Source organism: Streptomyces sp. RLA123 (assembly GCF_056270165.1).
In genome coordinates, this window is sequence record NZ_JBWDOR010000003.1 from 5,835,809 (window position 1) to 5,853,249 (window position 17,441).

Consider the following 17,441-nt stretch of genomic DNA (forward strand, 5'->3'; position numbering starts at 1 on the left):
TCGGTGCATGTCGTACTCGCCGGTGGGGGGACCGCCGGCCACATCGAGCCCGCGCTCGCGCTCGCCGATGCCCTGCGCAGGCAGGATCCGACCGTGGGGATCACCGCGCTGGGCACGGAACGGGGCCTGGAGACCCGGCTCGTGCCCGAGCGCGGCTATGAGCTGGCTCTGATCCCCGCCGTCCCACTGCCACGCAAGCCCACCCCCGAGCTGATCACCGTGCCCGGGCGGCTGCGCGGCACGATCAAGGCCGCGGAGCAGATCCTCGAGCGCGCCAAGGCGGACGCGCTGGTCGGCTTCGGCGGTTACGTGGCGCTGCCGGGCTACCTGGCCGCCAAGCGGCTCGGTGTGCCGATCGTGGTGCACGAGGCCAACGCCCGTCCCGGACTGGCGAACAAGATCGGCTCGCGCTACACCGACTACGTCGCGGTGAGCACCCCCGACAGCAAGCTCCGGCACGCCCGCTACATCGGCATCCCGCTGCGCCGGTCCATCGCCACGCTGGACCGCGTCGCGATGCGGGCCGAGGCGCGGGCCGCGTTCGGGCTCGACCAGACCCTGCCGACGCTGCTGGTCTCCGGTGGTTCCCAGGGCGCCCGGCGGCTCAACGAGGTGATCGCCTCCGTCGCCCCGCGCCTTCAGCAGTCCGGCGTCCAGATCCTGCACGCGGTCGGCCCCAAGAACGAACTCCCGCGAGCCGACAATATGCCCGGCATGCCGCAGTACATCCCGGTGCCCTACCTCAACCGGATGGATCTGGCCTACGCCGCCGCCGACATGATGCTCTGCCGTGCCGGTGCCATGACCGTCGCCGAGCTGTCCGCCGTGGGCCTTCCCGCGGCCTACGTGCCACTGCCCATCGGCAACGGCGAGCAGCGGCTCAACGCCCAGCCGGTGGTCAAGGCCGGCGGTGGCGTCATCGTCGACGACGCCGAACTCACCGCCGAGTGGGTGCTGGGCCATGTGCTGCCGGTCATGACCAATCCGCACCGACTGTATGAAATGTCGCGCGCCGCGGCCGAATTCGGCCGCCCGCACGCCGACGAACTGCTCGTCGGCATGGTTCACGAGGCGATCGCGGCCCGTCGTCGCTGAGCCCGGTGGGTGGGCCCCGGCCCACCCACCGGCGTGCGCCCGCCGGTGAGCCGGGCGGGGCGGCTAGCCTGCTGCGCAGCGGACGACCCCACTCCCCAACCCCCGGAGGCGAACGTGGCCGTACCGAGGACCGCCGAGCCGGCCGCCGACCAGGACGACGACGAGATCCAGCCGTCGCCGGTACCGGCCCGCCGCCGCCGTGCGATCACGCTCGCGGCGCTCGCGGCCGCCGGGCTGCTCACGGGCACGTCCACCTGGCTGCTGTACGGCTCGGCATGGCTGCGCACGACGTCCGTCACCGTGACCGGCACCGACGTGCTGACCCCGGACGACGTGCGGGACGCCGCCGAGGTGCCGCTGGACGGCCCGTTGGTCTCCGTGGACACCGACGCGGTGGCCGGCCGGCTGCGGGAACGCCTTCCACGGATCGCGAATGTGACAGTGGAACGTTCATGGCCGCACACGGTCGTTCTTAAAGTGACGGAGCGAACTCCCGCGGCCCTGGTGAAAGATGGCGGGAACTTCGTCGAAGTGGACGTCGACGGCGTACGGTTCGCGGAGATCCACGACCTCATCAAAGGTGTACCCGTCATCGAATTGAGCCCCGACCGCGACTCGGCGAGCTTTCGCCATTTCGGGACAAAGCGCCTCCTCGCCGCTGCCGTCCAGGTCGCCGCCGACCTCCCGAAAGCCGCCTACCAGCAGGCACGTCTGATCGAAGTGCGCTCCTGGGACGACATCTCGGTGGAGTTGGCGGGCGGACGCACCGTGGTGTGGGGGAGCGTGGAGCACGGCGAGGAAAAGGCGTTCGCGCTCGGCACGCTCATGAAAGTCGAAGAGCATGCGATCTTCTACGACGTGAGTGCCCCAACAGCCCCTGCGGCATCGGACGGTTGACGTCCCAGCCTTCAGTTCGACACCCTGGTTGGTCCGGCTCCTGCGTGATCACATAGGGTCAAAAGAAAAACGGGAGGTTCGGCGTGTTCGTTGAACGCGAACCGCTTGTCGATTTAGTGTCCTGTCCCAAAGAACGTGCGGGACAGACATACTGGTAACCCTAAACCTGAGGGTTAGGGTTCGGGTCGGCCGGCACCTCCCGACCGTCCCACAGGTATACGTAACTCGAGGCGAGAGGCCTTCGACGTGGCAGCACCGCAGAACTACCTCGCAGTCATCAAGGTCGTCGGCATCGGCGGCGGTGGCGTCAACGCCATCAACCGGATGATCGAGGTCGGTCTCAAGGGCGTCGAGTTCATCGCGATCAACACCGATGCACAGGCCCTGCTGATGAGCGACGCCGACGTGAAACTCGACGTCGGCCGCGAACTCACGCGCGGCCTCGGCGCCGGCGCCAACCCCGATGTCGGCCGCAAGGCCGCCGAGGACCACCGCGAGGAGATCGAAGAGGTGCTCAAGGGCGCCGACATGGTCTTCGTCACCGCGGGTGAGGGCGGCGGCACCGGCACCGGTGGCGCGCCTGTGGTCGCCAACATCGCCCGCACGCTGGGCGCCCTCACGATCGGGGTGGTCACCCGCCCGTTCACCTTCGAGGGCCGCCGCCGCGCCAACCAGGCCGAGGACGGCATCGCCCAGCTGCGCGACGAGGTCGACACCCTCATCGTGATCCCCAACGACCGGCTGCTGTCCATCTCGGACCGCCAGGTGAGCGTGCTGGACGCCTTCCGGTCCGCGGACCAGGTGCTGCTCTCCGGTGTCCAGGGCATCACCGACCTGATCACCACCCCCGGCCTCATCAACCTCGACTTCGCCGACGTGAAGTCCGTGATGTCCGAGGCGGGTTCCGCACTCATGGGCATCGGCTCGGCCCGCGGCGACGACCGCGCGGTCGCCGCCGCGGAGATGGCGATCTCCTCGCCGCTGCTCGAGGCGTCCATCGACGGCGCGCGGGGCGTCCTGCTGTCCATCTCCGGCGGCTCCGACCTCGGCCTGTTCGAGATCAACGAGTCGGCCCAACTGGTCAGCGAGGCCGCGCACCCCGAGGCCAACATCATCTTCGGCGCCGTCATCGACGACGCCCTGGGCGACGAGGTCCGGGTCACCGTCATCGCTGCCGGGTTCGACGGCGGCCAGCCGCCGACCCGCACCAACCGGGACAAGGTGCTCGGCGCATACGGCAGCTCCCGTGACGAGAGCGGCAACACGGCGTCGTCCCAGGTCCGCCCGTCCACCCCGCCGGCCGAGCCCTCGCGCCCGGCCTTCGCGGGTCTGGGCAGTGTCACCCAGCGCGACGAGGAGCCGTCCCGTCCCGAGCCTGTGGCCGACGTCCCGGCCCAGCCGACCGCACCGCAGGTCCCCCCGGCGCGTCCGTACCAGGACACCAGCGCCGAGGAACTCGACGTCCCCGACTTCCTCAAGTAAGCACAGTCTCAGGTGATAACGCACAACCACGCACGTCCGGGCGGCGCCCACTTCGCCTTCACCGACAGGTGGGGCGGGGTGAGCGCCGCTCCGTACGACAGCCTCAATCTCGGCGGTGCGGTCGGCGACGACCCCGCGGCCGTACTCTCCAACCGTGACCTCGCCGCCCGTGAACTGGGTCTGGACCCCGCGCACGTGGTGTGGATGAAGCAGGTGCACGGCAACGACGTGGCCGTCGTCGCCACCCCTTGGGGTGAGCGGCGGGTCCCGGAGGTGGACGCGATCGTCACCACCCGGCCCGGCCTCGCGCTCGCGGTGCTGACCGCCGACTGCGTCCCCGTCCTGCTGGCCGACACCGAGGCCGGAGTCGTCGCCGCGGCCCACGCCGGCCGGCCGGGACTGGTCGCCGGCGTCGTCCCGGCGGCGGTCGAGGCGATGGTCGGCCTCGGCGCCAGGCCGGAGCGGATCACCGCCGTCACCGGGCCGTCGGTCTGCGGCGCGTGCTACGAGGTGCCCGAGCAGATGCGGGAGGACGTCGCCCGCGCCGTCCCCGAGTCGCGGGCCACCACCAGCTGGGGCACCCCCTCCGTCGACGTCGCCGCGGGGGTCCACGCCCAACTCGCCCGTCTCGGCGTTCCCGCAGGTGAGAAATCACATATCTGCACCATGGAGTCGGGCGACCACTTCTCCTACCGCCGCGAGCGCACCACCGGACGCCTCGCCGCATATGTCTGGCTGGACGGCGACCAGTGAGCGACGCACAACATGACTGACCGAACGGAAGAACGCCGGGCCGAACTCGCGGCGAATCTGGCCCGGGTCGAGCAGCGGATCGCCGCGGCGTGCGCGGCGGCCGGCCGGGCCCGGGGCGAGGTGACCCTCATCGTGGTCACCAAGACCTATCCCGCGAGCGACGTCCGGATCCTGTCGGGACTCGGCGTCCGCGAGGTCGCGGAGAACCGCGACCAGGATGCCGCGCCCAAGGCGGCGGCCTGCGGGGACCTGCCGATGACCTGGCACTTCGTGGGCCAGTTGCAGACCAACAAGGTGCGCTCGGTGGTGGGTTACGCCGACGTCGTGCACTCGGTGGACCGTGTCCGGCTGGTGGAGGCGCTGTCCGCCGCGGTCATGAAGTCGGACCGGGCCGGGCGTGAACTGGGCTGCCTCGTTCAGGTCGCGCTGGACGCCGAGTCGGGGGCCCAGGGTAGCCGTGGCGGAATCGCACCGGATGCCGTCGAAGGGATCGCCGAAGCCGTGACTGCCGCTCCAGGGCTGCGACTTGACGGCCTCATGGCGGTCGCGCCGCTGGCCGGAGCCTACGCCGGTCAACCCCGCGCCGCTTTCGACCGGCTGGCGGAAATCTCATCCTGCCTGCGCGAGATGCATCCTGCTGCGAACATGGTCTCGGCAGGGATGAGCGCGGACCTTGAAGAGGCCGTTGCCGCAGGTGCGACACACGTACGCATCGGTAGCGCGGTACTCGGAGTCCGGACCGGGCTCCGGTAACGTCACCAACCAAGTCGGACCACACAAAAAATATGGTCTTTCCCCGCTGAGAGGACGCAGAGCATGGCCGGCGCGATGCGCAAGATGGCGGTCTACCTCGGCCTCGTGGAGGACGACGGGTACGACGGCCCGGGCTTCGACCCGGACGACGAGTTCGAGCCCGAGCCGGAGCCGGAGCGTCCCCGCCGGTCGCACCAGACGCACCAGCCGCACCCGTCCCACCAGCCGCCGCACCAGACGCAACCGGAAGAGCCGGCACGCCTCGTGCACCCGCCGGTCCCTCGGGAACCACGGATCGCCCCAGTGGCATCCATCACACAAGAACGTCATAGCCTGGAGAAGAACGCACCGGTGATCATGCCTAAGGTCGTGTCCGAACGAGAGCCGTACCGGATCACGACACTCCACCCCCGGACGTACAACGAAGCCCGTACCATCGGGGAACACTTCCGCGAGGGCACCCCGGTGATCATGAATCTGACGGAGATGGACGACACGGACGCAAAGCGACTTGTCGACTTTGCGGCCGGTCTGGTCTTCGGGCTGCACGGGAGCATCGAGCGGGTGACGCAGAAGGTGTTTCTCCTGTCGCCTGCTAACGTCGATGTCACGGCGGAGGACAAGGCCCGCATCGCCGAGGGCGGGTTCTTCAATCAGAGCTGAGATACGCAACCGCACGAAAGCCGGCCGCGAGGCCCAAGAGCAGGCAGAGGAGAGGGACGCGCGATGGACATCGCACTCCAGGTGCTGTGGATCGCGTTGATGTGCTTCCTGCTTGTCCTGATCTTCCGGTTGGTGATGGACTATGTCTTCCAGTTCGCCCGATCGTGGCAGCCTGGGAAGCCCATGGTGGTCGTTCTGGAGACCACCTACACTGTCACCGATCCGCCACTCAAGCTTCTGCGGCGGTTCATTCCGCCGCTGCGTCTCGGGGGCGTGGCGCTCGACCTGTCCTTCTTCGTATTGATGATCATCGTGTACATCCTGCTCACCGTCGTGGGGGGCTTGAGATGACCGATGCGGGCTCCCGATATGTCGACGATCACGTTGAGGTGAAGAGATGCCACTGACCCCCGAGGACGTGCGGAACAAGCAGTTCACGACCGTCCGCCTCCGAGAAGGCTATGACGAGGACGAGGTGGACGCCTTCCTCGACGAGGTCGAGTCGGAACTGACGAGGCTGCTGCGCGAGAACGAGGACCTGCGGGCGAAGTTGGCGGCGGCCACCCGTGCCGCCGCGCAGAACCAGCAGCAGGGCATGCGCAAGCCCGAGCCGCAGGACGGCCGCGGCGGCCCCGGTGCCCCCGTGCCCGCGGCCATATCCGGACCGCAGCCGGTGCCGCCGCAGCAGATGGGCGGCCCCCAGGGACCCGGCAGTGGCCTCGCCCTGCCCGCCGGGCCCAGCGCTCAGCAGGGCCACATGGGGCAGCACCCCATGCAGCAGCAGGGTCCCGGCCACATGGGCCAGCACCCGATGCAGCAGCAGGGTCCCGGCCCCATGCAGGGCGGCCACCCCATGCAGCAGCAGGGTCCCGGCCACATGGGCCAGCACCCGATGCAGCAGCAGGGTCCCGGCCCCATGCAGGGCGGCCACCCCATGCAGCAGCAGGGTCCCGGCGGCGACAGCGCCGCCCGTGTGCTCTCGCTCGCTCAGCAGACGGCCGACCAGGCCATCGCCGAGGCCCGCGCCGAGGCCAACAAGATCGTCGGTGAGGCCCGCAGCCGCGCCGAGGGTCTGGAGCGCGACGCCCGCGCCAAGGCGGACGCGTTGGAGCGGGACGCGCAGGAGAAGCACCGCGTGGCCATGGGCTCCCTGGAGTCCGCCCGCGCGACGCTGGAGCGCAAGGTCGAGGACCTGCGCGGCTTCGAGCGCGAGTACCGCACCCGTCTGAAGTCCTACCTGGAGAGCCAGCTGCGCCAGCTGGAGAACCAGGCCGACGACTCGCTCGCCCCGCCGCGGACCTCCGCGGCCCCCTCCCTCTCCTCCGGTTCCGGCGGTATGGGCGGCGGCATGGGTGGCGGGACCATGGGCGGCGGCATGGCCACGGCCGGTGCCGGCACCATGGGCGGCGGCCAGAACTACGGCGGCCAGGGCATGGGCGGCCACGGCGGCCCCAACCCCACCTACGGCGGCCAGCAGCAGATGTCCCCGGCCATGACCCAGCCGATGGCACCGGTCCGGCCGCAGGGGCCGGCGCCGCTGCAGCAGGCGCCCACGCCGATGCGCGGGTTCCTGATCGACGAGGACGACAACTAGTCGCTCGCGCGACGCGCACCACGGCACCACACAGGGCCGGGCCCCCAGGGAATCGCTTCCCTCGGGGCCCGGCCCTTTTGTGTCCTGTGTCTGCGAGGTCCCCTGGCCGGGGGACGCCGGCCGCACCAAAGAACCGCCCCCGTCCACGGTGCTGTGGACGGGGGCGGCCGGGTACCGGGACACCCGGATGGACCAAGCGCATCCGGCGGAGTCCGCCGGACTTCCGGCGGGCGTCTACCGCTTGCGGAGGTGGAAGGTGAGGCCGAGGGCCTCGTCGGTGAAGGCGGGCCCGTAGCCGTCCTCGGGGCCGCCGGAGGCGAAGTCCGTCGCGAGGACCTCGTCCGCGACGAGCCCCGCGTGCTCCTCCAGGGCCGAGGCCAGCTCCGCGTCCGCGGCGGCCCAGCGCAGCGCGATGCGGTCGGCGACGTCCAGACCGCTGTTCTTGCGGGCCTCCTGGACGAGCCGGATCACGTCACGGGCCAGACCGGCCCGCCGCAGCTGCGGGGTGACCTCCAGGTCGAGTGCGACCGTCGCGCCGGAGTCGGAGGCGACCGACCAGCCCTCGCGCGGGGTCTCGGTGATGATCACTTCCTCCGGTGACAGGGCGACCGGCTCGCCGTCCACCAGGACGGAGGCCGTGCCCTCGCGCAGGCCGAGCGAGAGCGCCGCCGCCTCGCACTCCGCGATGGCCTTGGCGACGGCCTGGACGCCCTTGCCGAAGCGCTTGCCGAGCGCGCGGAAGTTGGCCTTGGCCGTGGTGTCCACCAGGGAGCCGCCGACCTCGCTGAGGGACGCCAGGGAGACGACGTTCAGCTCCTCCGCGATCTGCGCCCGCAGCTCCTCGCCCAGCGACTCGAAGCCCGCCGCGGCCACCAGCGCCCGCGAGAGGGGCTGACGGGTCTTGACCCCGGACTCCGCGCGCGTGGCCCGGCCCAGCTCCACCAGACGCCGTACGAGGGCCATCTGCTCGGACAGGGCGGGGTCGACGAGCGCCTCGTCCACCGTCGGCCAGCTCGTCAGGTGCACGGACTCCGGTGCGCCCGGGGCGACCGGGACGACCAGGTCCTGCCAGACGCGCTCGGTGATGAACGGCACCAGGGGTGCCATCAGCCGGGTCACGGTCTCGATGACGTCGTGCAGGGTGCGCAGCGCCGCCCGGTCGCCCTGCCAGAAGCGGCGACGGGAGCGGCGGACGTACCAGTTGGACAGGTCGTCCACGAAGGAGGAGAGCAGCTTGCCGGCCCGCTGGGTGTCGTACGACTCGAGCGCGCCGGTCACATCGCGCACCAGGACGCCGAGTTCGCCGAGCAGCCAGCGGTCCAGCAACGGGCGGTCGGCGGGCGCCGGGTCGGCCTCACCGGGGGCCCAGCCGGCGGTACGGGCGTACAAGGCCTGGAAGGCGACCGTGTTCCAGTAGGTCAGCAGCGTCTTGCGGACGACCTCCTGGATCGTGCCATGGCCGACCCGTCGCGCGGCCCAGGGCGAGCCGCCGGCCGCCATGAACCAGCGCACGGCGTCGGCGCCGTGCTGGTCCATGAGCGGGATGGGCTGCAGGATGTTGCCCAGGTGCTTGGACATCTTCCGGCCGTCCTCGGCGAGGATGTGGCCCAGGCAGACCACGTTCTCGTAGGAGTTCCGGTCGAAGACCAGGGTGCCGACCGCCATCAGCGTGTAGAACCAGCCGCGGGTCTGGTCGATCGCCTCGGAGATGAACTGCGCGGGGTAGCTGCGCTCGAAGACCTCCTTGTTGCGGTACGGGTATCCCCACTGGGCGAACGGCATGGAGCCGGAGTCGTACCAGGCGTCGATGACCTCGGGCACGCGCGTGGTGGGGGCCGAGCACTGCGGGCAGGCGAAGGTGACGTCGTCGATGAAGGGGCGGTGCGGGTCGAGGCCGGTCTGGTCGGCTCCGGTCAGCTCCGACAGCTCGGCCAGCGAGCCGACGCACGTGAGGTGGTTCTCCTCGCAGCGCCAGATGGGCAGCGGGGTGCCCCAAAAGCGGTTCCGGGACAGCGCCCAGTCGATGTTGTTGTTCAGCCAGTCGCCGAAGCGGCCGTGCTTGACCGCCTCGGGGTACCAGTTGGTGCGCTCGTTCTCGCGCAGCAGCGCGTCCTTGACCGCGGTCGTCCTGATGTACCAGGAGGGCTGCGCGTAGTAGAGCAGCGCGGTGTGGCAGCGCCAGCAGTGCGGGTAGCTGTGCTCGTACGGCAGGTGCCGGAAGAGCAGGCCGCGCTCCTGGAGGTCGGCCACCAGTGCCTCGTCGGCCTTCTTGAAGAACTGGCCTCCGACGAGCTCCAGTTCCTCCTCGAAAGTGCCGTCGGGGCGCACCGGGTTGACCACGGGCAGGCCGTAGGCGCGGCAGGTCTTGAGGTCGTCCTCACCGAACGCGGGCGACTGGTGGACCAGACCCGTGCCGTCCTCGGTGGTGACGTACTCGGCGTTGACCACGTAGTGCGCGTTCTCGATCTCGACCAGGGCGAAGGGGCGCTGGTAGGTCCAGCGCTCCATCTCGCGGCCGGTGAAGCTCTGGCCGGTGGGCTCCCAGCCTTCGCCGAGCGCCTTGCCGAGCAGCGGCTCGGCGACGACCAGTTTCTCCGTGCCGTCGGTCGCGACGACGTAGCTGACGTCGGGGTGCGCGGCGACGGCGGTGTTGGACACCAGCGTCCAGGGCGTGGTCGTCCACACCAGGAGCGCGGCCTCACCGGCCAGCGGGCCGGACGTGAGCGGGAAACGCACGAAGACCGAGGGGTCGACCACGGTCTCGTAGCCCTGGGCGAGTTCGTGGTCGGACAGGCCGGTGCCGCAACGCGGGCACCAGGGCGCGACGCGGTGGTCCTGGACGAGCAGGCCCTTGTCGAAGATCTGCTTCAGAGACCACCAGACGGACTCGATGTACTGCGGGTCCATCGTGCGGTAGGCCTCGTCGAGGTCGACCCAGTAGCCCATACGGGTCGTCAACTCGGCGAAGGCGTCGGTGTGCCGGGTCACGGACTCCCGGCACTTGGCGTTGAACTCGGCGATGCCGTAGGCCTCGATGTCCTGCTTGCCGGTGAAGCCGAGCTCCTTCTCGACGGCGAGCTCCACCGGGAGGCCGTGGCAGTCCCAGCCGGCCTTGCGGGTCACATGGTGGCCCTGCATGGTCTTGAAGCGGGGGAAGACGTCCTTGAAGACGCGGGCCTCGATGTGATGCGCGCCGGGCATGCCGTTGGCGGTCGGGGGGCCCTCGTAGAAGACCCATTCCGGCTTGCCCTCGGACTGCTCCAGCGAACGGGCGAAGACCTTGTTCTCCTGCCAGAACGCGAGCACTTCGTGCTCCAGCGCGGGCAGGTCGACCTGGGCGGGGACCTGGCGGTACTGCGTCATCGGATTCTGCCTCCGGCGGACACGTCATTGGTGCGTGCGTATTCCGTCGGAGGGACGAGAGCCGGCTGCTGCGCCGGTCCCGCGGTACCACCCTCCTTGGCGGCGGGCGGGCCCCTGGCGGGGTCGTTCCGCAGCCCCCTCATTGGGGTCGCGCTGCCGGGTCTACCGGCCCTCTCGGGCTTTCTTCCGGCGGCTCCGGGGTGATCTTCACGTCGCGCACACCCCCGGGCTTCCACCGCCCCCGGGTCGCTATGGGCTGCGTGCGGCGCTACTCGTCCCCTTCCACGCCTTTCGCTCTGCCCAGTGTACTGGGGTTCGTCATGCCGAAGGCCAGGGGCGGGACAGGGCCGCGCTGCCGGCCGGGTTGCCCGCGGGGTCGGAGTGACCCGAATGGCCCGGTGCGCACCGCGCTACCGGTCGGTACCGGAATACCTGGCGGAGACCTGGGCACAACGGATGCAGACCTGCCTCCCGACCGGGCAAGGCGGGCGAATCCGGCGGCGTGCCCCGTTGCCGCGGGTCCGGAGCCGATTTATCGTTCCGGCACGATTCGCGAGCAAGATCACAATATGTGAAGGGGCCGCGACCATGGTGGGGAAGAAGACCACCGCCACGAAGAAGGCGACGGCGAAGAAAGCCACGCCCAGGGCCGCCTCCGCGGACCGCGGAAAAGGCGCGCCCAAGGCAGCGGCCCAACGCCCCGCCCCTTCCGCGCCCGCTCGCGGGAAGGCCGCCGCGGCCGGCGGGAGGGTCTCCGCGGCGAAGGCGGCCGCGTCCGCGAAGGCGGGGAAGGCCCTGAAGGCCGTGAAGCCCGGGAAGACCGTGAAGGCGGTATCCGGGGTATCCGGTACCAAAGCGCCGTCCTCGAAGGCGTCGGCCCCTGAGCTGCCCGCGAAGAGCCCGGCGAAAAGCCGCGCAAAGGCCCCTGCCAAGACCGCTTCCAAGCCCGCTGCCACGACGCCTGCGAAGAAGGTGGTGTCCTCCGGAAAAGCGAAATCCGTCACAAAGGCGGCATCCTCGAAGAGGACGGCGTCCGAGAAGCCGCCCGCCAGGAAGGCGGGCGGTGCCGTGAAGCAGACCGCGGAAAGCGCGCGGAAGACCGCGGTCAAGGCCGCAGGGAAGAGAGCTGCCGTGGCGGAGGCTGAGAAGACCACGACGACGGCGCCCACTCGTACCACGGGCCAGTCGGGCAAGGCCGGTAAGACTGCGGGACGGGTGGCGCACAAGACCGCGCCCCCCGCGAAAAAGACCGCCCCCGCGGCGGAGAAGGCGCCGGCGGCCAAGAAGGCCGCCCCGCCGAAGAAGACCGCGACGGCGGGGCGGACGGCCGGGCCCGCCAAGGAGTCCGGGCCGGCGAAGACCGGCACGACCACGAAGGCCACGAAAAAGGGAGCCCAGAAGGTGGTAGCGAAGAAGACCGCGGCCGGTACGGCCGCATCAGGGGGATCCGCCTCCCCGGTGCCCACGGCCCGTATCGCCCGGCCGACCGGCATCGTGGCCCCCGCCGACCTGCCGGTACGGCCCGGTGAGGAGCCCTGGTCCGCCGAGGAGGTGGACGCGGCCCGCGCCGAACTGCTGACCGAGATGGACCGGCTGCGGACGGAGATCTCGACCTCGGAGGACGCCATCACCGGCCTGCTGCGCGATTCCGGTGACGGCGCCGGTGACGACCAGGCCGACACCGGCACCAAGAACATCACCCGCGAGCACGAGATGGCGCTCACCGCCAACGCCCGCGAGATGCTCGCCCAGACCGAGCACGCACGGGAACGGCTCGACTCCGGTACGTACGGGCTGTGCGAGTCCTGCGGCAAGGCCATCGGCAAGGCGCGCATGCAGGCTTTCCCCCGGGCCACGCTCTGCGTCGACTGCAAGCAGCGGCAGGAGCGCCGCTACTGAGATTTCGCGGGGGCAGCGCCCGGCCGCCCCCGCTGTCCGGACGTGTGTGCCGTAACCTCGTCAGCGTCAGGATCCGGCCTGGCCGGGACATCGGGGCTGAAGGACTCACATGGCGAAGGCACAGGAGACGGCGACGGACACGGCCGACGAGCCGATCGGTGGCACGGACGCGACCGTCCCCAAGGGGCCGCGGCGCATCGCCGTGCTGCTCAGCGTGGCGGCGCTGGCGTACGCCCTGGACCTGCTGTCCAAGATCTGGGTGGTGACGCGCCTTGAGGGGCGTGAGCCGATCGACGTCTTCGGGCACTACCTGCGCCTGGAAGCGGTCCGCAACGCGGGCGCGGCCTTCGGCTTCGGACAGGGCATGACGATCATCTTCACCGTGATCGCCGTCACGGTCATCGTGGTGATCGCCCGCATCGCGCGGAAGCTGCACAGCGTGCCGTGGGCGATCGCGCTCGGGCTGCTGCTCGGCGGCGCCTTCGGCAACCTCACCGACCGGGTGTTCCGGGCCCCCGGTTTCCTCCAGGGACACGTGGTCGACTTCGTCGCCCCCGCCCACTTCGCCGTCTTCAACCTCGCCGACTCGGCGATCGTCTGCGGCGGCATCCTGATCGTCCTGCTCTCCTTCCGCGGCCTCGACCCGGACGGCACGGTCCACAAGGACTGACGGCGGCGCCCGGCCGCAGGGAGCCGCCGGAACGCGCGAGCGGGGAAGTCCCGGTCACCCATCCGGCATACTCGACCAGGTGAGTATGTCTGCCGAAGTTCGGTCCCTCCCTGTTCCCGACGGCCTCGAAGGCGAGCGCGTCGACGCGGCCATCGCCCGTATGTTCGGATTTTCCCGGACCAAGGCCGCAGAGTTGGCGGCGGCGGGGAAGGTGACGATCGACGGCAGCACCGCCGGAAAGTCCGACCGTGTGTCGGGTGGCGCCTGGCTGGAGGTCGAGCTGCCCGCCCCGCCGCGGGCCGTGGAGATCGTCGCGGAGCCGGTGCCCGGCATGCGCATCGTCCACGACGACGAGCATGTGGTCGTCGTCGACAAACCGGTCGGCGTCGCCGCGCACCCCAGCCCCGGCTGGACCGGCACCACCGTCATCGGGGGCCTGGCCGCGGCCGGCTACCGGATCTCCACCTCCGGAGCCGCCGAGCGCCAGGGCGTCGTCCACCGGCTGGACGTCGGCACCTCCGGTCTCATGGCCGTGGCCAAGTCGGAGATCGCCTACAGCGACCTCAAGCAGCAGTTCCGCGAGCGGACCGTCGACAAGCGGTACCACGCCCTCGTCCAGGGCCACCCCGACCCGCTCAGCGGCACCATCGACGCGCCGATCGGCCGCCACCCCACGCACGACTACAAGTGGGCCGTGATCGCCGACGGCAAGCCCAGCATCACGCACTACGACCTCGTCGAGGCGTTCCGCGCGGCCTCGCTGCTGGACATCAAGCTGGAGACCGGCCGCACCCACCAGATCCGCGTGCACATGGCCGCTCACCGTCACCCTTGTGTCGGCGACCTCACCTACGGCGCCGACCCGACGCTCGCCAAGCGGCTGGGACTCGGGCGCCAGTGGCTGCACGCCGTGCGCCTGGGCTTCACGCACCCCGGTGACGGCACCTGGGTCGAGTTCGAGAGCGACTACCCCGAGGACCTCCAGCACGCCCTCGACATCGTGCGGGGCGACAGTGCCTGAGACGTACACGATCCGGGTGCCCGACGGCCCCGACGACCTGAAGGCGTACTTCGCCGTGCGGCACGAGGTCTTCGTGCTCGAGCAGAAGGTGCCCGCCGACCTGGAGTACGACGAACTCGACGCGACCGCCGTCCACGTGGTGGCGATCGGTCCCGACGGCGCCCTGGGCGCCTGCCGCCTGCTCCCCGGCGCGGACGGCACCGGCGTCCTCGGCCGTCTGGCGGTGCTCTCCTCGGCCCGCGGGCTGGGCGTGGGGGCGGCGCTGGTGCGGGCCGTGGAGGAGCAGGCCGGGCTGCTCGGACTGCGCGTCGTCGAACTGCACGCACAGGTCCACGCCCTCGGTTTCTACGAGCGCCTGGGCTACGAGTCCTTCGGCGAGGAGTACCAGGAGGCGGGCATCGCCCACCGCTCGATGAGGCGCGCGCTGTGACGTGCTGACCGGGGCCGGCTGCGCGGGCATGTCACGCTAGGGGCGTGGATCAACTCGCGCTGTTCTTCGCCCTGATGCTCGCGGCCATCATCATGGTGCCGCTGGGCGACCGGCTGGGGCTGCCGTCGCCCGTTCTCATGACGCTGCTCGGGGTCGTCCTGGCCCTGCTGCCGTTCGTGCCCAATGTGCAGATCAACCCGGCGTTCATCCTGCCGCTCGTGCTGCCGCCGCTGCTCTACGCCTCCGTGCAGCGCACCTCGTGGCGGCAGTTCGCCGCCAACAAGAGGGCGATCTTCCTGCTCGCCGTCGCCCTGGTGCTCATCACCACGGCGGCCGTGAGCGGCATCGCGAGCGCCGTCGTCCCCGGCATCTCGCTGGCCGGCGCTGTCGCGCTCGGCGCGCTCGTGGCCCCGCCCGACCCGGTGGCGGCCACCGCCGTGGCGGGAAGGCTCGGCCTGCCCCGGCGCATGGTCTCGACGCTGGAGGGCGAGGGGCTGTTCAACGACGTCACCGCGATCGTGGTCTACAACGTGGCCGTCGCCGCGGCCGTCACCGGCTCCTTCTCCTGGCCCGAAGCCCTTGGCGAGCTGCTGCTGTCGGCGGTCGTCGCGGTCGTGGTGGGCCTCGCCCTGGGCTGGATGGCGTCCAAGCTGATGGGGGTCGTGGGCGACCCGACCCTCCAGATCGGGCTGTCGCTGCTCGTCCCCTTCGCGGCCTACGCCATCGCCGACGAGGCCCACGGCTCCGGTGTCCTCGCCGTACTCACCACGGCCCTCTTCCTGGCCGAGCACGCCGTGGACGCCGACGACGTGACGGGGCGACTGGTAGGCGCCACCTTCTGGGAGGTCGTCGACACCCTGGTCACCGGTGTCGCCTTCGGTCTCATCGGCCTGGAGCTGCACAACGTCTTCAGTGCCGGGGCCGGGCGCTGGGGAACGATGGTCGGCCACGCGGCACTCGTCGTCGGTGCCGTGATCGTCGTACGGCTCGCGTACCTGCTGCCCGCCTCCCTGCTGGCCAGGAAGCTGCACAAACGGCGCGACCTGGACGAGGACATCCCCATGAGCGGGCGCGAGACCGTCGTCATGTGGTGGTCCGGCATGCGAGGCGTGGCGTCCGTCGCGCTGGCGCTGGCCATCCCGCACACCATCGACAACGGGAACGCCTTCCCGGCGCACGAGGAGATCCTCTTCATCGCGTTCGCCGTCGTCCTGACCACCCTGGTGCTCCAGGGCCTCACCCTGCCGTGGGTCGTCAGACGGCTCGGGGTCAGCAGCGACACCCAGATCGAGCACGACATGGAGATGCTCCTCGCGCTGCGCGCCATGGCGGCGGCCAAGCAGCGGCTGAAGGAGGTCGAGGCGGCCGAGAGCTTCCCCGAGGAGGTCTCGGAACTCCTGCACCGCCGCGCCTTCGATGTCGGGGCACGGATCTGCCCCGACATCGTCGACGACGACAAGCGCGACCGGCACACCGCGCGAGTGAGCCGCATCAAGACCCTCGAACGCGTGCAGCGGGACATGCTCTCCGCGGCCCGGCACGAGGTCCTCGCGGCGCGCAGCGAGCCCGGCTACGACCCGGAGATCGTCGACCGGGTGCTGCGCCAGCTCGACGTCCGCAGCCTGCGGGTGTCCCGGTAGGGCCCGCGGGCGTTCCGGTCTCCCGGAGGCCCGCTACCGGGCTCCCGGGCCGGGCCCGATGTCGCTCGCGTCCGGAGTCGCCTGCTCCCGGTCCGGGGCCTCGTCCAGGCCCGGCGCCCGGGCCGTGTTGATGCGGGGCAGGGCGTACGGGTGCTCACGGCGCAGCCAGTCGATCATCTGCTCGCGCACCACGCAGCGCACCGTCCAGATGTCGTCCGCGTCCTTCGCCGTGGCCAGCGCCCGCACCTGGATCGTGGAGGGAGTGGTGTCCGTCACCACCAGGCCCCAGGCCCGGCCGTCCCACTGCTCGCACTCCTTGAGGACCTGGAGCAGCCTTTCCCGCATCAGGTCCACGGGAGTGGTGTGGTCCAGATGGAAGTAGACGGTCCCGGTCATCCGGGCGTTGCCGCGCGACCAGTTCTCGAAGGGCTTGCTGGTGAAGTACGACACCGGCATGGTGATCCGCCGCTCGTCCCAGGTGCGGACCACGAGGTAGGTGAGGGTGATCTCCTCGACCGTCCCCCACTCGTCCTCCACCACCACGGCGTCGCCGATCCGCACCATGTCGCCGAAGGCGATCTGCAGCCCCGCGAAGAGGTTCCCCAGCGTCGACTGGGCGGCGATACCGGCGACGATGCCGATCAGGCCCGCGGAGGCCAGCATGGACGCCCCGAAGCCGCGCATCGCAGGGAACGTCAGCAGCATCGCCGCCGCCGCGACGACGCCGACCACCGCCGACACCACCCGCTGGATCAGCGACACCTGGGTGCGCACCCGGCGCACCCGCGCCGCGTCCTGCGCCCCGGAGGCGTACCGCGAGTACGACGCCTCCACGATGGCGGCCGCGACCCGGACCACCAGCCAGGCGCAGGCCCCGATGAGCACCAGGGTCAGCAGCTGGCCGATCGCCCGGGTGTGGCCCCGGGCGAGATGCGCCTGCTCGTACGAACCCCGCAGCAGAGAGCTGCAGATCACCAGTTGCAGCGGCAGCCTGGCGCGCCGCAGCAGCTGCCACAGAGGGGTCTCGGGATGACGGGCGTCGGCGCGGCGCAGCGTGTGGTCGACGGCCCAGCCCACGGCAAGAGTCACGATGAGGGAGCCGCCCACCACGCCCAGCGGCCGTACGACGGAGTCCATGGATTCGACGGTAACGGGCATGATGGAGCCCGTACCCCGACCGT

16 protein-coding genes are annotated in these 17,441 nt (G+C 70.7%); 13 read left to right on the forward strand and 3 right to left on the reverse strand.

What is annotated here, in order from left to right; genetic code table 11:
* Positions 1–3: 3 nt before the first annotated feature.
* The 8 genes from murG (at position 4) to RV983_RS26665 (ending at position 7,237) form a co-directional block, all read left to right on the forward strand.
* A complete protein-coding gene (gene murG / locus RV983_RS26630) occupies positions 4–1,095 on the forward strand; it encodes an undecaprenyldiphospho-muramoylpentapeptide beta-N-acetylglucosaminyltransferase (protein ID WP_475988248.1) in 1,092 nt (363 codons plus the stop codon).
* A 114-nt stretch (positions 1,096–1,209) separates the two neighbouring features.
* Positions 1,210–1,992, forward strand: a complete 783-nt coding sequence (locus RV983_RS26635; RefSeq protein ID WP_475988249.1) for a cell division protein FtsQ/DivIB — start codon at positions 1,210–1,212, stop codon at positions 1,990–1,992.
* A gap of 246 nt (positions 1,993–2,238) precedes the next feature.
* Positions 2,239–3,474 (forward strand): cell division protein FtsZ, encoded by a 1,236-nt coding sequence (gene ftsZ / locus RV983_RS26640; protein WP_475988250.1) that lies wholly within the window; start codon positions 2,239–2,241, stop codon positions 3,472–3,474.
* A 15-nt stretch (positions 3,475–3,489) separates the two neighbouring features.
* Positions 3,490–4,227, forward strand: coding sequence for a peptidoglycan editing factor PgeF (gene pgeF / locus RV983_RS26645; protein WP_475990468.1), 738 nt, complete (start codon positions 3,490–3,492; stop codon positions 4,225–4,227).
* A 12-nt stretch (positions 4,228–4,239) separates the two neighbouring features.
* Positions 4,240–4,980 (forward strand): YggS family pyridoxal phosphate-dependent enzyme, encoded by a 741-nt coding sequence (locus tag RV983_RS26650; RefSeq protein WP_475988251.1) that lies wholly within the window; start codon positions 4,240–4,242, stop codon positions 4,978–4,980.
* 63 nt (positions 4,981–5,043) lie between these two features.
* Positions 5,044–5,643: a cell division protein SepF gene (locus RV983_RS26655; protein WP_475988252.1), complete on the forward strand. Its 600-nt coding sequence runs from the start codon at positions 5,044–5,046 to the stop codon at positions 5,641–5,643.
* 63 nt (positions 5,644–5,706) lie between these two features.
* Positions 5,707–5,994, forward strand: a complete 288-nt coding sequence (locus tag RV983_RS26660; protein WP_319661048.1) for a YggT family protein — start codon at positions 5,707–5,709, stop codon at positions 5,992–5,994.
* A 46-nt stretch (positions 5,995–6,040) separates the two neighbouring features.
* Positions 6,041–7,237: a DivIVA domain-containing protein gene (locus RV983_RS26665; protein WP_475988253.1), complete on the forward strand. Its 1,197-nt coding sequence runs from the start codon at positions 6,041–6,043 to the stop codon at positions 7,235–7,237.
* A gap of 234 nt (positions 7,238–7,471) precedes the next feature.
* On the opposite strand, the gene ileS is transcribed toward RV983_RS26665, so the two are convergent.
* Entirely contained in the window at positions 7,472–10,600 is a 3,129-nt protein-coding gene (gene ileS, locus RV983_RS26670) for an isoleucine--tRNA ligase (protein ID WP_475988254.1), read from the reverse strand.
* 410 nt (positions 10,601–11,010) lie between these two features.
* Positions 11,011–11,709: a hypothetical protein gene (locus RV983_RS26675; protein ID WP_475988255.1), complete on the reverse strand. Its 699-nt coding sequence runs from the start codon at positions 11,707–11,709 to the stop codon at positions 11,011–11,013.
* Between the two features lie 22 nt (positions 11,710–11,731).
* On the opposite strand from RV983_RS26675, the gene RV983_RS26680 reads away from it, so the two are divergent.
* The 5 genes from RV983_RS26680 to RV983_RS26700 all read left to right on the forward strand — a co-directional run bounded on the left by RV983_RS26680 (position 11,732) and on the right by RV983_RS26700 (position 16,260).
* On the forward strand, positions 11,732–12,499 hold the full coding sequence (locus RV983_RS26680; RefSeq protein ID WP_475988256.1) for a TraR/DksA family transcriptional regulator: 768 nt from the start codon (positions 11,732–11,734) through the stop codon (positions 12,497–12,499).
* A 109-nt stretch (positions 12,500–12,608) separates the two neighbouring features.
* The gene (lspA, locus tag RV983_RS26685; RefSeq protein WP_475988257.1) at positions 12,609–13,169 is read left to right on the forward strand and encodes a signal peptidase II; all 561 of its coding nucleotides are present in this window, start codon (positions 12,609–12,611) and stop codon (positions 13,167–13,169) included.
* Positions 13,170–13,254: 85 nt separating this feature from the next.
* A complete protein-coding gene (locus RV983_RS26690) occupies positions 13,255–14,190 on the forward strand; it encodes an RluA family pseudouridine synthase (RefSeq protein ID WP_475990469.1) in 936 nt (311 codons plus the stop codon).
* Positions 14,183–14,620, forward strand: coding sequence for a GNAT family N-acetyltransferase (locus RV983_RS26695; protein ID WP_475988258.1), 438 nt, complete (start codon positions 14,183–14,185; stop codon positions 14,618–14,620). Before RV983_RS26690 ends, RV983_RS26695 begins: the two co-directional genes overlap by 8 nt.
* Before the next feature lie 44 nt (positions 14,621–14,664).
* Positions 14,665–16,260: a Na+/H+ antiporter gene (locus tag RV983_RS26700; RefSeq protein ID WP_475988259.1), complete on the forward strand. Its 1,596-nt coding sequence runs from the start codon at positions 14,665–14,667 to the stop codon at positions 16,258–16,260.
* Positions 16,261–16,293: 33 nt separating this feature from the next.
* Here RV983_RS26700 and RV983_RS26705 read toward each other — a convergent pair whose 3' ends face one another.
* Positions 16,294–17,397, reverse strand: coding sequence for a mechanosensitive ion channel family protein (locus RV983_RS26705; protein WP_475988260.1), 1,104 nt, complete (start codon positions 17,395–17,397; stop codon positions 16,294–16,296).
* Positions 17,398–17,441 lie beyond the last annotated feature (44 nt).

Bases quoted from the DNA above. Each gene is read 5' to 3' on its own strand.
- RV983_RS26650 (WP_475988251.1), top strand. From the start codon at position 4,240: ATGACTGACCGAACGGAAGAACGCCGGGCCGAACTCGCGGCGAATCTG.
- RV983_RS26655 (WP_475988252.1), top strand. From the start codon at position 5,044: ATGGCCGGCGCGATGCGCAAGATGGCGGTCTACCTCGGCCTCGTGGAG.
- RV983_RS26660 (WP_319661048.1), top strand. From the start codon at position 5,707: ATGGACATCGCACTCCAGGTGCTGTGGATCGCGTTGATGTGCTTCCTG.
- RV983_RS26665 (WP_475988253.1), top strand. From the start codon at position 6,041: ATGCCACTGACCCCCGAGGACGTGCGGAACAAGCAGTTCACGACCGTC.
- ileS (WP_475988254.1), bottom strand. From the start codon at position 10,600: ATGACGCAGTACCGCCAGGTCCCCGCCCAGGTCGACCTGCCCGCGCTG.
- lspA (WP_475988257.1), top strand. From the start codon at position 12,609: ATGGCGAAGGCACAGGAGACGGCGACGGACACGGCCGACGAGCCGATC.
- RV983_RS26690 (WP_475990469.1), top strand. From the start codon at position 13,255: ATGTCTGCCGAAGTTCGGTCCCTCCCTGTTCCCGACGGCCTCGAAGGC.
- RV983_RS26705 (WP_475988260.1), bottom strand. From the start codon at position 17,397: ATGGACTCCGTCGTACGGCCGCTGGGCGTGGTGGGCGGCTCCCTCATC.